This is a genomic window from Okeania sp. SIO1H4 (assembly GCF_010672695.1).
GTDB lineage: Bacteria > Cyanobacteriota > Cyanobacteriia > Cyanobacteriales > Microcoleaceae > Okeania > Okeania hirsuta.
Genome location: NZ_JAAHGB010000031.1, coordinates 31,897 through 47,104, shown reverse-complemented (window position 1 = coordinate 47,104; position 15,208 = coordinate 31,897). Strand labels below are relative to the sequence as shown.

General features: G+C 36.4%; 6 protein-coding genes. 2 read left to right on the top strand and 4 right to left on the bottom strand.

Translation table 11 applies throughout. The annotated features are described in order from the left end of the window. Nucleotides 1-1,361: 1,361 nt before the first annotated feature. Nucleotides 1,362-4,580: a DUF1574 family protein gene (locus tag F6K06_RS19370; RefSeq protein WP_287242820.1), complete on the bottom strand. Its 3,219-nt coding sequence runs from the start codon at nucleotides 4,578-4,580 to the stop codon at nucleotides 1,362-1,364. A 696-nt stretch (nucleotides 4,581-5,276) separates the two neighbouring features. On the opposite strand from F6K06_RS19370, the gene F6K06_RS19365 reads away from it, so the two are divergent. Together F6K06_RS19365 and ppc are read left to right on the top strand one after the other, a co-directional pair. Continuing rightward, a complete protein-coding gene (locus tag F6K06_RS19365) occupies nucleotides 5,277-5,507 on the top strand; it encodes a hypothetical protein (protein WP_124144258.1) in 231 nt (76 codons plus the stop codon). Nucleotides 5,508-6,636: 1,129 nt separating this feature from the next. Continuing rightward, on the top strand, nucleotides 6,637-9,732 hold the full coding sequence (ppc, locus tag F6K06_RS19360; protein WP_287242818.1) for a phosphoenolpyruvate carboxylase: 3,096 nt from the start codon (nucleotides 6,637-6,639) through the stop codon (nucleotides 9,730-9,732). 834 nt (nucleotides 9,733-10,566) lie between these two features. Here the strand turns inward: ppc and F6K06_RS19355 are convergent. The 3 genes from F6K06_RS19355 to F6K06_RS19345 all read right to left on the bottom strand — a co-directional run bounded on the left by F6K06_RS19355 (nucleotide 10,567) and on the right by F6K06_RS19345 (nucleotide 14,720). Continuing rightward, nucleotides 10,567-11,394 carry a class I SAM-dependent methyltransferase gene (locus tag F6K06_RS19355; protein ID WP_287242816.1) on the bottom strand — a complete coding sequence of 276 codons (828 nt, stop codon included), beginning with the start codon at nucleotides 11,392-11,394 and terminating at the stop codon, nucleotides 10,567-10,569. Nucleotides 11,395-12,684: 1,290 nt separating this feature from the next. Further along, a complete protein-coding gene (locus F6K06_RS19350) occupies nucleotides 12,685-13,458 on the bottom strand; it encodes an SDR family oxidoreductase (RefSeq protein WP_124144577.1) in 774 nt (257 codons plus the stop codon). A gap of 419 nt (nucleotides 13,459-13,877) precedes the next feature. Continuing rightward, a complete protein-coding gene (locus F6K06_RS19345; protein ID WP_240038911.1) occupies nucleotides 13,878-14,720 on the bottom strand; it encodes a nuclear transport factor 2 family protein in 843 nt (280 codons plus the stop codon). Between the last annotated feature and the right edge of the window lie 488 nt (nucleotides 14,721-15,208).

Sequence of the window (15,208 nt, the reverse complement as noted above, 5' to 3'; positions counted from 1 at the left end):
TTTGTAATTTTTGTCCACCTTACCTAGTTTGATGAATTCAAGCTTCTTTTTTCTCTATGATAATCCGAAAATTTATCGACTGCCAATAGTGCGGATAAGTATAGTCGTCTGGGCAAAGACTGTCGATATGTTGTGTTATCTTACAAATCCTTGTCACTTATTTAGATACTCTTAAAGATTATTTAAAGCCTGGAAAAACTCTAATTAAAATTATTGATAAACTCAAGTAATAATTAGCAATTTATCAAAAATAAGAAGGATAAAATTGATGATAGTTTAATTCAGTCAGTCATACCAAATATCACGCATTTTTGCTACCAAATAATTGCTAAAAACATTACTGAACCTGACTTATTACTTAATAACTGAAGTCTTCAAGAAGAAGAGCATTATTTTGAGGAATTTGTAAAAGAATACTTGATTTTGTAGTTTAGACTATAAAAAAGTTGCAAAAATTTCATATTTGGCAATAAAATTTATCGTTGTCACCCTTCCGTTGCATGTTAAATCTTGGGTTTTATAGCACGACACAAATAGGTGAGGAAATCCCTCTATTTCTCTATTTCCTACTCCCTTTTCACTCAAATTGATTGTCCTAACCAAAGAACGTACTGCTATAGTAAACAGATTTTTCAACAGCACTATTGCACTATTAGAGATATAGCAATCCTAAATAGGTTGCGGGTAATCAAAAAGTAAATAAAAAAACTGAAACTCTTACCAGTTAAGTGTTCCCAGTTAAGTGTTCCCTAAAAAGCAGTAAGATTTTTGACACGAATAAAATAGGATTGCTATAGATAGCAAACCTTGTGAAAAACCCTAAATTCATGGGCAGTCTCTACAAACTTATAGCGCTGTGCGCAGGGAACAGGCAACAGGGAACAGGGAACAGGGGGAATAAATTGCCGATAATATAAGACTTCTAGCTCTTTTGCCCCTACTACAATTTGTAAATATACCAGCGCTCATTGCTATATTAGGGATTTATAGCAGTCTAAGGAAAGTTAGGACATCTCAAAAGCTTAAAACTCAGATAATGCAAGATTTTTCCTTATTTCTTCTTCCTTCTGCTATAATACTGATTTGAAAAAATAATGTTACGAATAATAAGTGCGATCAAAAGATTTTGCAGCAAATGTCCCTTTGACGAAAAATAGAATTTACGACCGTTCAAACTGGTATTGAAGCAATTCCCGTGTGACTCCTGACTCCTGACTTCCCCTCCTGGGAGGGGGAGGGGCGAGGGGTGGGTTGACTCCTAAGAAATAGCCTAACTATTTGTAGCAAACATTTATCAAATTGGTATAATTCTAATAAAATTCCACCTAAAAACCTAAAACCCCAAACCTAAAACCTAAATTTTAAGGTTCTGACCAAGGGATAATATTATCCTCAGCTAACTGTTGAGAAACAGCGATCGCTCCATAAAGATTCAAATGACTAGGGTCAGAAAATTTGTCATAAGCATCTGGCCATGCACCACCTAAATCTCGGAATAAAAAGTTTGAATATTCTAGAGATAACTGCTGCATATATTCCTGAAATTTTTGTTCATAGGTAGTTCGCGCCTCATCTAAATATGCTGTAGTTAAAGGCATATTCACAAATACAAAATTAATCCCTATTGACTGAGTATACTGTAGTAAATTCTTCAGTGCAGTTATTTGTTTTCCTGGCAACTGGAAGTTAGCATAATCTGCATCATATTTACCTGAAACTTTAGCATAGTTTTGATAGTAATTTTCTGGCTCAAACTTAATTGAAATTGGTAGAAAACCGTTAGATTGAAATTGGTCTAATTTATCAATATCTTCTACTGCTAAATCTTTGTCTTTTTGTTGCTGCAAAAAATTCCAATTTTTCGGATTATTTATGATTGAATTTATTAAACTTTTGAGGCGGTCGCGCTGTTGATAAGTCACCGATATTTCCTCAATTTTTCCCTGGATATTTTTAAATATTTGCTGGTATTTTTTAATGTCAAAATTAACAGATGTTTCTGATGTATTTGTCTCAATAGTAAATGTGCCAGCATCTACTTCCTGATAACCTTCAGAACTCGCAATAATATCAAAAGTTCGATCCACTCTGCCACTATTAAGAGCGCGAACTCCATCAGCAAATATAATTAATTGCGGCAGTTGTTCTGCTGGTAAAACCTGACGTACAATTAAATCTACCACCTGAGCTGTTGCCCCATTTATGCCAAAATTATAAACTCTTAAATCTGGATATCCTGCTGTTGCTAAACTTTCCTCAAGTACTGTAGGATTAACCCCTCTCAATGCTCTAGAACTACCAACTATTAAAATATCTGGTAGTTTTTTTTCTACTTGTAAATATTGTTGATAACGAACTAACTGTTCATCTAATTGCGGACTATTAAAACTAGGATAAGTAGAAAATTCAGGAGCTTCCACAGCATCTTCATTCACTTCTGTAGGAGTTTGACAATTCGGACCCTGACAAATACTTCCAGACCGGGAAATATCTGGAAGTTGCTGTAATATTGCACCTAATTTTAGATCGGTTTGAACTGTCAACAAAATACCCATAGCAGCACAAGCAAAAGCAGTAACCCATTTACCGGAATTAAAAGTATTATATGTCAATGAATTACCCATTTGTGTAGAGTATTCTTCATTAGGAATGAACAAACGAGAAGTAATAAGTAACTGTTGAATAGCCGTAAAAAGTTGTGTTGTAACTGTGTAATTATTATGAGGAGTTAACAGCTTTGAGTCAAATTTTTCAGTTTTCTGTGGTGTTAACTTGAGAAAAACACGATCTGCTCTTTTTCCTAATAACAAATCCATTTCTGCAGAAGCAGCAAACTCCGGAGGTTGTTCCGAATACTGACGACTTCTGGCAGTAAAATTAATACCATAGCGCCACAAAGGCAATTTTTGACCAGCACGACGTCCATACACCCTGACCCCACTAATTCCAGGAACTTGAAGTTGACGCAAAAACTGAGCGATGGGTGGTCCTACTTGAGATTGAGAAGGACAAGTAGGAGCTTCACTCATAACGTGCAATAATTCCTGCTTAGGTAATATTAGTACTCGAATACCACCTGTTTGTAATTTTTGATCGAGGTCTGGATTAAGTAATTTGTTTAACAGAAAACTAATAGCTTCATAGTTTCCCTGACTTGCCAAAACTTTAGCACTTGCTGCCATCTCTGAATTTTCTGATGCTGGTAAATTCAACCAGTCGATCCAAAGAGGTGACTCCGATTTTTGTTTCGGTTCATTAATAATACAACCATAGATAGTAGCAGCTTGGATACCTCTAGGTAGAATAGTAGATAATGTAGAGGCGATCGCTTCTTTTGTCTTCTTTTTATCTGGAGCTTCTTGGTTTGAGTTATTAGTATTAGTACAGAATAAATGTAATGTAGATTCTTTGAGAGTAGCTCGAATCTTGATTTCAAGAGTAGTAAATTGTTGTTGTAGCAAACGTTCAATTGCTGCCACATCTCCCCAACTTGCCCATTCTTGTAGCATCAGATCGGGTGGAGTTAGATCCACCCGCAACATCCAGTCAGGTGCAGTTTCACCCTGAACAAGTAGAGAAATTAAAGCTTCATGGAAATCTTTGAGCTTTAAGTCTCGGAGCTTTTGGGCGATCGGTTCTGCCAATAGAGATGGAGCTGGACTATAAGCTGCTTCACAGGAGACCCATAAAATTTTCTGGGTTTTCAATTCAGGACTTTTGGCAGAATCTTCTGATTGTTGGGTAGTTTCTGTTAATTTTTCCTTAAGTTGTCTTTCTCGAATACTTACATTTACAGAAACCCCTAACTCACCTAAAACTTCACTAAGATAACTAGCAATTGCATCTGGATGGCCATATTTTGCCAATCTTTGATAGGAAACTGTCAGGGGAGAATCAAGTAAATATTGGTCTAATTCTTCTGTATTCTCTGAGTCTGCTTCTAATTCATTGGGTTGTGTTGATTCAGTAACAGAAGATTTTTCTGAATCTAATCTTGGTGATGAAACCAGTTCTGAATGGTCTAATGTGTCATTTGTCAACACAGATGACTTGTGGGGAGTTGAAAGTAATTCAGAGGCGTTGTGATTAATATCTAGTTTCGGAGATTGTCCCACAGTGACTTTTCTCAGATGTTCTTCCGGTAAAGTTTGACTATCATTTTGATTTTGTGGGTGTTTTGCAGGAACAACATAATTAGACCTCAAAAGAGCATTAACTTCTGAACCAGAGGAAGGAGAAGGAGTATTTACCTGTTGACTCTGAATTCCTACCTTATTACCATCAAGTTTTACTGTCCAGTCAGGTCTCCTGCGACCTAAAGCTCGGCCACATAGAAACATCTGGTAAATTCGAGGTTGATTAGGAGGTAGTAGAGATTCTAGATCGACCTGACCCAGTGCCTGGGAAAACTGGGCTAGTGCAAAGTTCATTTCTGGACATTTTTCGGCTTCACAGAGAATATGTAAATGATTGCCACGCAATCTTACCTGTACTTGCACTTCTGGAAGTCCCAAAGCTTCTTGTGCCCAATCTCCTAAAGGAGAGCGATTTTCCGTCAATATAGTTTTATTCCCTTTCATCTTCTCCTTTTTGTGGGAGACTCCCTTGTTCGGCTTAACTATTCGTTAGTGACATTTTGGACTGTAGCGTATAAACATATATAAAGGAAAGCCTATTGCTAAAATTCATATAATATAGTTGAAAATCATGGGTATATTCGTATATTATTATACTATATGATGATATGAGCGAAAATTTAGAGAGTATTTATCAATTGAAGAAGGCAGAAGGCAGAAGGTCTAATTGCTTATGGATTTAAACTCCAAACAATTTTAAGCACCCCCGTTGACGGTGGGGTATTAAATCAGCCACAGAAAAGATAAATATTAAATCGCGTAGGGTGCAAAGCGTGTTACGTAACGCACGCTTCCCAAGCACGCGGTGCGTGAGGTTTAAAACTGACCATTATTCCAGAAATGGTAAGTATTTAGTCACAGGCCCTATTTTTACTTTTGTTGGCAAACAGTCTCTGAGGAGCCACGGACTAATAAATTAAGAAAAATTTCTATTGATTTTAGCTTTGAATGATGAAAAATGCTATATCATCATATCAAACTTATTAATTATTTCTCACTTTTAGCTGTCTTGCCATCTTAACAATTAATATTCAACCAAACTTTAATATTATCGAAATTTGTTGAGTGGCTGAATATGCTTGAGTCTTGTTAAGCTTGCTATATTAAGTTCTAGCGTATAAACTTACTAAGGTAAAATCAATGCAATCCTTTCGAGAAAATTCCTCTGAAAATCCTACAATAAAAGCTCCCAGTTGGAAAATTTCCTCAGATATTTTACTTAGCTTGGCCACTGGTCCTGTTTTATTAGGATTATTGGGTAATAAAGCCATTAATGAATTATTACCAGAAATTGGCCTCTATAGTGAGGAAATATTTCGGGGCGATCGTCTACCAATGCTTAATTTTCCCCAAAATTCATCAGATTCCTAATTTTATTTGTTATTTGACTATTTATAGTTTCTTTCAACAAATTCCTAAGATTTTTTAAACTTAAGATTAAGGGTGCAACAACTCCCATCCTTTTCTATAGGTTAGCTCAAAGCCTCTACTACTATGTGATTAATTAACAAAAAACATTGCTGAAAGCCTAGCTCTCAAAGGCCTACTTTACTCTCAGGTGTATGATACAGTAATGTTAGTTGAAATATGCAACCCCCTACTAAATATAGGTAAAGTGTTCTCAGAAGGTCAAAATATCCGAACTTGCGGTGGCGAAAAAACAGCAAAAAACTAGAGCAAACCAAAGTATCTAATAAAATAAGATTCAGTGAATAAAACAGTAGCGGACGGCATCCGCCAACTGAGGTTAACCACCTGAATGACAGGGGACAGCACAACCTATACAATACTACCGCAATAGTAGAGCATAGTTAAGCGGTCTCGCAGGAGCCATTATCCCTACTCCTTGAAGCAAGTGGAATATGTCAAAAAAGCACATTTATTCCATGATGCTTGTTTAGTATTTGGCATTTTTCTGATTAACGATTGGGAAAATCACCAAAATGTTATAAAAACATTAACAAAAACAAAATTACCAGATAGTTGGTTTAGTGATGTAGAACTTAGAAGTATTTTAACACTAGGCCTATGACTAAATTTAAGCTACTGAATAGCCTACAAAAATTTTGGCAGATAAGAGCTAGGCGGTTTAACTTGTAGATGAAAAATGACTCACGAAATTTATAGAGAAAGATTAATGACTCTCGCTTCCTTTTAATAGTGGGAAGCAAAAAGTTATTTATTGTTAAAAGAAAGGGTGGAAAAAGAGGTATTTAATGAGGAATATATATTTTTTTAATAAACGGCGTTGGTAATTGATGGGATGATTTATATTTTGGGGTACCGCTCTGTAACCTACCCCGGTTAATCATTGGGGGACTGCCCCTACAAATTTCATCCTGTAATTTACCAATGCCTAATAAACCAACAATAGTTGAAAAATCCCCTATTAGCAATAGCTATTTTGATAATTTGGTACTACTAAATCTCATTGAACGAGTATAAAAGTATCAAACAATATATTGATTTTGATATCAGTATCTACTAAGGAATAGGTAATATGAGTTCACTACTAAAGTCAGAACAGACAACGCTAGAACAAGGGGTTAATAATCCCCCGACTAAAGTTTCAGGTATGTTTCTGGGTAATCGAATTAAAATAATTGAAGATTTATGGGAATTAGTGCTAAGGCAAGAGTGTGGCCAAGAATTGGTAAGTATACTCCAGAAAATGCGCTCGGTTAATTCTCCAGAAGGACAAGCTTTTAACTTTCTAGATTCAGAAATTGTACAACTTATTGAACAGTTAGAACTCAAAGATGCAATTCGGGCCGCCCGAGCTTTTGCTTTATATTTTCAGCTAATCAATATTGTTGAACAACATTATGAACAAAGGATTCAACAACTAGCCTACTCTAACAACAAAGGTCTGGGAAAACTAATCTTTAAAGATGATGAAGTTAAGGATGGTGAAGCTTGTTCATTGCGGATGGGAAGTATTCCTGTCTGGAGCGATAACAGAAATAAACCTGAAGGAGAGGGGACATTTCATTATCTATTTCCCCTATTGCGGACTCTGAATGTGCCATCTCAATTAATTCAACGATTAATTGATCAATTAGATATCCGTCTAGTGTTTACAGCACATCCTACAGAAATTGTACGTCATACAATTAGAACAAAACAGCGACGCATTGCCAAAATTTTCCAACAGCTCGATCTAGTAGAAGAAAGTTTTTCAGAATTCTCTGTAGATGGAGAACAGGAAAATTCAATGGTTTCATCCTGGGAAACAGAATCTCTCAAGGAACAGTTAACAGAAGAAATTCGTTTGTGGTGGCGTACAGACGAACTACACCAATTTAAACCTACTGTACTTGATGAAGTAGAAACGACTCTTCATTACTTTGAAGAAGTGTTGTTTGAAGCTACTCCCAAACTATATCAAAGGTTTAAGCAAGCTCTGCATAGTTCTTTCCCTTACTTAAAACCACCTACTTTCAATTTCTGTAAGTTTGGCTCTTGGGTGGGAGCTGACCGGGATGGTAATCCTTTTTGTACACCAGAGGTGACTTGGCAAACAGCTTGCTATCAACGGAAGATAGCGTTAGATAAGTATATTGATATTATTGATTCCCTGATCGAACTTTTAAGTTTGTCGTTGCATTGGAGTGATGTTTTACCAGAACTGCTGGACTCGTTAGACCGCGACCAATTGCAAATGCCCGAAGTATATGACCAATGGGCAATTCGTTATCGGCGAGAACCATATAGGTTGAAGTTGTCTTATGTGAGAAAGCGTTTGGAAAATACTCGCGATCGCAACTGGCGCTTGTATAATGGTGATTCTCTCCAAAGAGAAATGGAAGTTCTCTCCCAACGTCGAGAAACAGCAGCAGTTTATCGTTCTGGTGGCGAATTTCTAGAAGAGTTACAACTAATTCAACGTAACTTGAGCGAAACTGGTTTAAGCTGTAGTGACTTGGAAAATCTCATTTGCCAGGTAGAAATTTTTGGCTTCAATTTAGCACGACTAGATATCCGCCAGGAATCTTCTGTCCATGAGGCTGTGATTAATGAAGTTACTGAATATTTACAAATTCTGCCTAAACCCTATATTGAAATGTCAGAGGCAGAACGAACTGAGTGGCTATCAACAGAATTGCCTACTCGTCGCCCACTAATTCCTACAGAACTACCTTTTTCTGAGAGGACTTGCGAAATCATTAACACTTTCCGAATGCTGCGACAGTTACAGGTAGAGTTTGGCCCAGAAATTTGCCAAACTTACATTATCAGTATGAGTCGTGATGTCAGCGATCTATTGGAAGTGTTGTTGCTAGCTCAAGAAGCAGGACTGTATGACCCGGCAACTGGAAAAAGTGAGATTCAGGTGGTTCCTCTGTTTGAGACAGTGGAAGACTTGAGAAATGCTCCCAGGGTGATGCGCAATTTATTTGAATTGCCTTTGTATCGGGCAGCACTTGCTGGTGGATATAATCAATTACAAGAACCAGCAGACTCTCAAATGCAATCTGAGTTAAAGACTCTTTATTTGCAAGAAGTGATGCTTGGTTACTCAGATAGTAATAAAGATTCTGGGTTCCTCAGTAGTAACTGGGAAATTCATAAAGCTCAAAAAGCTTTACATAAAATTGGTGAGGAATATGGTATCGCATTACGGATATTTCATGGGCGCGGTGGTTCGGTAGGACGTGGTGGCGGTCCTGCTTACAAAGCTATTTTAGCTCAACCAGGTAAGAGTATTAGTGGGCGGATTAAGATTACTGAACAAGGTGAGGTGCTAGCTTCTAAATATTCTTTGCCTCAGTTGGCAATGTATAACTTAGAAAATGTTACTACTGCAGTTATTCAAGCTAGTTTACTACATACAGGGTTTGATGAAATTGACACCTGGAATGACATTATGGAGGAGTTGGCGGTAAGATCGCGCACTCATTACCGACATCTGATTTATGAACAACCAGACTTAGTAGAATTTTTCTATCAAGTTACCCCGATCCAAGAAATTAGTCAACTACAAATTAGTTCTCGTCCAGCTCGGAGGAAAAATGATAAAAAGAAGACTATTTCTGGTTTACGAGCAATTCCTTGGGTTTTTAGCTGGACTCAGAGTCGCTTCCTGTTACCTGCTTGGTATGGGGTAGGAACAGCTTTACAAGAATTTGTGCAAAAGCAACCAGAAGAACACCTGAAACTTTTGCAGTATTTTTATCTAAAATGGCCATTTTTCACTACTGCAATCTCTAAAGTAGAGATGACTCTAGCGAAGGTAGATTTACAAATGGCTCATTATTATGTCCGAGAATTATCTAATCCAGAAGACCGGGAAAGATTTGAGGCGTTGTTTGAGCAAATTGCTACTGAATATCACCTAACGCGGGATTTAGTTTTACAAATTTCTGGCCATCAACGACCTTTAGATGGAGAGCCAGATTTGCAGCGTTCTGTGCAGTTGCGGAATGCTAATATTGTTCCTCTAGGTATGTTGCAGGTAGCTTTGTTGAAACGCCTGCGTCAGCATGATACAGGTACTCCAGGAGTGATTCACTCTCGCTATAGTAAGGGTGAGTTGTTACAAGGTGCTTTGTTGACTCTCAATGGTATTGCGGCCGGAATGCGGAATACAGGTTGAGGAAGAGTGAGATGAGGGCGTGGGTGAATTTCAAAACTACCCATGTTCTTTTTATAGCGATCGCAGTTTTCACCCTTGATAGACAACATTAGGGAAGTAGGTAGTAGGCAGTAGGGGCGTTAACGATAGTTATGCGAAGCTAACGGCCGTTTGCTCCTACAGGAGTAGGGGAGTAGGGAACAAAAAATAATTTTGCCTAGCGATCAATCTGACCATAAAATATATAGCAACCGCCAGGTTGGTTAGGACAATTAGTGCGATCATCTTGCTCGCGTCATAAATCATCATAATGACCCGATGTCCTATAGCAATGAGCGCTCAGGTATTTACAACTTAGTAGATCAAAGTGCAGTAAGGGAAAAGGTTGACAAAAAATAATAGAGTTGTCGCTAAATAGAGGGAAAAAATCGCTCCAACCTAGACAGAGCAATAATTTCAAGGCCTTTTTAGCCACCAATAGCTACAATCCTTATATAACAAGGTTTTTGGGGGTTTTTGAAGTTATAAAGCGACAAGTCTAATGTGTAAATATGCCAGAGCACATTGCTATAACTATAATGGCGACTGCTATACAGTTACAGCGCTGTGCGCAGGCAACAGCTCCGGAAGGGGGAATGAAAAACCGATAATATAAGGCTTTTAGCTATTAGACACCTCTTGTAATTTGTAAATATGCCAGCGCACATTGCTATACAGCGTATTTCATATTAGTGAGTACACCAGTCGCGGGCAAGATGCCCGCACTACAAAGACTTTAGCATTTATATTTGTACCTCATCTACCTGTAATCTGCTGTAATTTTGCTTAACCTAATTTACTTATAGATCAGTTAAATTATACTTTCTGAGCAATCTGAAGCGCAGATAGGTAAGAAAGGTTAATGATATTGCCATGATATTTTTTTAAAATTGTACTCAAATTTTCAAATAAAGTATTACGTTGCTTTGCATCCATTGCTATATAAGGTGATAAGGTGCTTAAAAGTGCTAGATAATCATCAATATCATAAGTTACTTCACATATTAACTCTTCGGAAACTAAGTTTTGAAACTTACCAGAGTCAATAACCGCATTTCCTATACTACTAATATTTGTTTGATGAATTGCGATCGCTTCATACCCTTTTAAATCAGATGCGTAGGTCTGATAAACTGAATCTAATAATTCCTGATAAATATCTTGACTTGGTTGGGGTGGAGTATTCCAAAGTAAAACTAAAAAGCCATTAGTTTTTAAAGCTTCAGCAGTTTTAGCATAACGAAATTCAGACGATACCCAGTGAAAAGAAGTAGCAGCAAGCACTACATCAAACTGATTCTTTTCTAATTCCCACTCTTCAAAAGTAGTATTGATGATTTTAACTCTTTGATAGCGATCGCAATTTCTCAGCGCTATTTTATAAGATTCTGAATTTGGTTCTACGCAGACCATAGAAAAACCAAGATCGGCAAAGCTAGTTGTTGCTGTTCCTGTAGCACATCCTATCTCTAAAATCTTAGCATGAGAAGAAAGTTGAGCTATTTCTACGACACGGTTGACTAATATTTGGGGATAACGAGGTCTAGTTCTATCGTAAGCATCTGCTATTTGGTCATACCAATTGGATTTCTGTTCCAGGTTAAAGTCTTGATACCAGTTATTTTTGGGTGAGGAATCAGACATAATTGTTTGAAATATTAATATTAATATTTGTATTTTAGGGTAGCTGTATAATAATCGGTAAGTAATGTCAAGATTTTGTAAAAGTTTGGCTAATGTATATTAGTGAAACATCTTGTTTATAATTTGTTTATAAACATTTTATCTACACCTCAAATCTGTTTAGTCAAATATTAACAATTATCAAAACTTTGTTGTCTTAGTTGTTCTAATCCCATACAAAAAAAAACAGCCAGTTTTGGCCAGGAATTATTAATCAGGGTGCATCTATAAAATTATATTTTTACATACATTAGACAAAATCAAGAAAAGTTGTTAAATAAAAAAACCTCCACCAATTACGGCGGAGGTTATCTATCAGGGTGCATCTACCATTTCTGTTTCCCATACTCCCATACTTAATCCGGAAATTCTCAATTTGATTTTCTATTGTTTTAGTGCAAAAAAAACCTCCACCAATTACGGCGGAGGTTATCTATCAGGGTGCATCTACCATTTCTGTTTCCCATACTCCCATACTTAATCCGGAAATTCTCAATTTGATTTTCTATTGTTTTAGTGCAAAAAAAACCTCCACCAATTACGGCGGAGGTTATCTATCAGGGTGCATCTACCATTTCTGTTTCCCATACTCCCATACTTAATCCGGAAATTCTCAATTTGATTTTCTATTGTTTTAGTGCAAAAAAAAACCTCCACCAATTACGGTGGAGGTTATCTATCAGGGTGCATCTACCATTTCTGTTTCCCATACTCCCATACTTAATCCGGAAATTCTCAATTTGATTTTCTATTGTTTTAGTGCAAAAAAAAACCTCCACCAATTACGGTGGAGGTTATCTATCAGGGTGCATCTACCATTTCTGTTTCCCATACTCCCATACTTAATCCGGAAATTCTCAATTTGATTTTCTATTGTTTTATTGTCAAAAAAAACCTCCACCAATTACGGCGGAGGTTATCCATCAGGGTGCATCTACCATTTCTGTTTCCCATACTCCCATACTTAATCCGGAAATTATCAATTTGATTTTCTATTGTTTTATTGTCAAAAAAAACCTCCACCAATTACGGCGGAGGTTATCCATCAGGGTGCATCTACCATTTCTGTTTCCCATACTCCCATACTTAATCCGGAAATTATCAATTTGATTTTCTATTGTTTTATTGTCAAAAAAAACCTCCACCAATTACGGCGGAGGTTATCCATCAGGGTGCATCTACCATTTATTTCTCAAGGTAATTGAACCATTCTGGAAAATTCTGAAAAATTTTCTATATTTCTCGATCGTCCTATTGATGTCGATGAACCATTGTTGCATTAGCCTGATCTGTGGGTACTACTAATAGTTCGCTGATATTGACGTGGGGCGATCGCGTAACGCAGAAAAATACTAAATCTCCTATATCATCTCCGGTTAATGGTGTCAAGTCTTTGTAAACATTCTTAGCCTTTTCTGTGTCCCCATGGAATCGGACATTACTAAATTCTGTCTCTACTAAACCTGGTTGAATTTCAGTTACTCGCACAGGAGTTCCTAATAAATCCTGTTTTAACCCCTCAGAAATTGCTCTAACAGCAGCTTTAGATGCACAATAAACATTACCTCCGGGATAAGCACCACGACCAGCAATAGAACCAATATTAACTACATGACCCTCCCCGCGATTAACCATTCCTGGCACCACATAGCGAGTCATATATAGTAATCCTTTAACATTAGTATCAATCATTTCTTCCCAATCATTGAAGTCCCCAACATGGAGTTTATCTAAACCGCGACTTAAACCAGCATTATTAATCAAAATCTCAATATTTTTCCAAGGGTCAGGCAAAGAATTTATTGCTGATTCTACTGCTAGGCGATCGCGTACATCTAGCTTTAATAAATAAGTTTTACACTGAAATTTTTTAGTTAATTCATCAGCAAGTTTTTCTAGTTTTTCTTGGCGACGAGCAGCCAAAATTAGATTTGCACCTGCTTGAGCAAATACATTTGCACAAGACTCTCCAATACCACTACTAGCACCTGTAATTAAGACTATTTTATCCTCAACAGAAATCATATTTACTATTCTATAGATTTACCAGTTTGATTTAATTATTTACACTATTAGACATCTCCATAAAAGAGGGAAGAGGGAATAGGGAATAGGGGGAAATAATTGATAATTTATGTACGATAATTGATTTTATTTTTGATTTTTGGAGATATCTATTTTGCTGTTTGTTGAAGAAGGTTTTATACGGTAAGCAGTATAGCAGAAGGAAGAAAGAAGAATAAAGAAGGAAAAGTCTTACGTTATCTGAGTTTTAAACTTTTGAACTGTCCTAACCTTTCCTTCGGCTGCTATAAAGCAATATTATATCATGTCCGGATAATTAGTGATCAAAAAACTTTCTCCTTTTCCTCCTTTTTATTCTTTCTTCTTCTTTCTTCCCTCCTGACTCCTGAATCCTGACTCCTGACTCCTTAGATAAATCATCACTTATCCAAAACTCTTAAACGATAGGTACTAATAGTAATACCTCCTTTTCGCATCAAAACTGCTGATAACCATTGATCCTGAGAATTTTCTATGACCTCACCAATTTTAAAAATTCCCCCAGAAGGCAATAGTTCTAATTGAAAATTAGCAGGTTCAAGATCGTAAGAATTTTCATTAATTGGTTCTTCCCAAGCAGCTCCTAACATAATTTGTTCGCCCAAAGGTTCTGCAACAATCACATCAAAGTTATACTTTTTACCTACTTCTACTTCTAGTGGTAAATTAACATTAATAGTAGGTGGATTTTTGCCGGATGTCAGTTGATTACGCTCGGCTAAAATTTCTTGTTCAACAATTTTTTTATCTTCATAACGTTGTTGAGAAGTAATAGTAGACTTTAATCTTATATTTCTATTGTTCATTTGCTGAACACCAGTAATATAAGTAACAGTTTCAGCCACAATTGCATCGCCATCTATTTCCCAGGATTTTACTTCAGTACGATATTTAACTGATTGATAAAGTTGCCAGAATTTAGATAAAGCTTCTGACAAACTTTCCCGATTTAAACCATCAGAGTTAGTAAAATCATTACTATAGAAATCCATTACATCTTCTAAGTCTTGACGACTGGCAGCTCGGTCTATTTTTTTCAAAATTTCGGTCAGTTCATCAGGGGTTTTATCTCTATCTTGAGCTAAAGTAAAATTAGGAGATAAAACTATTCCAGAAGAAACAGTTAAACCTAGTAATAAAGAACTAAATAATGTTGTTGATAATTTATGAAATTTAATCAAAAATTTGCTTTGGGTACGAAATATGATTTGAGAAATAATCATTTTTAACTTATAAAAGTTGTTAGTTAAAGATTTGTTGGTTGTCAGAATCGAATTATATGGCCTTAACAAAGTCAGAAGTCAGAAGTTATTTTTGTATAGCAATGTGCGCTGGCATATTTACACATTATTTTTTGTACACCTTTTCGCTTACTGCACTTTGAGCTGGACATTGTAAATACTTGAGCGCTCATTGCTATAACGGGGATTTGAGCTTCGCTCCAAAAATATTTCGCCTTAAAAGGCGGGGTTTTAGACCCAATTATTTTGATAGGTTTGATTTTTGCCTAATGTTACTGCGTTAAAGACTAATTATGAAATATTAGACCTTCTGCAAAACTGAAAATTATAGTAAGAAACAAGTTGATTAGAACTTATGTTGATGATAAACCTGAGACAGAGAAAAGCTTTTACCACTGTTCCCTGATCCCTGCTATAGATAAATTAAAATACACAAATTATCAATTTCTCTTAAACTTTGGCCTTTTGAT

Bases quoted from the DNA above. Each gene is read 5' to 3' on its own strand.
- F6K06_RS19370 (WP_287242820.1), bottom strand. From the start codon at position 4,580: ATGAAAGGGAATAAAACTATATTGACGGAAAATCGCTCTCCTTTAGGA.
- F6K06_RS19355 (WP_287242816.1), bottom strand. From the start codon at position 11,394: ATGTCTGATTCCTCACCCAAAAATAACTGGTATCAAGACTTTAACCTG.
- F6K06_RS19350 (WP_124144577.1), bottom strand. From the start codon at position 13,458: ATGATTTCTGTTGAGGATAAAATAGTCTTAATTACAGGTGCTAGTAGT.
- ppc (WP_287242818.1), top strand. From the start codon at position 6,637: ATGAGTTCACTACTAAAGTCAGAACAGACAACGCTAGAACAAGGGGTT.
- F6K06_RS19365 (WP_124144258.1), top strand. From the start codon at position 5,277: ATGCAATCCTTTCGAGAAAATTCCTCTGAAAATCCTACAATAAAAGCT.
- F6K06_RS19345 (WP_240038911.1), bottom strand. From the start codon at position 14,720: ATGATTATTTCTCAAATCATATTTCGTACCCAAAGCAAATTTTTGATT.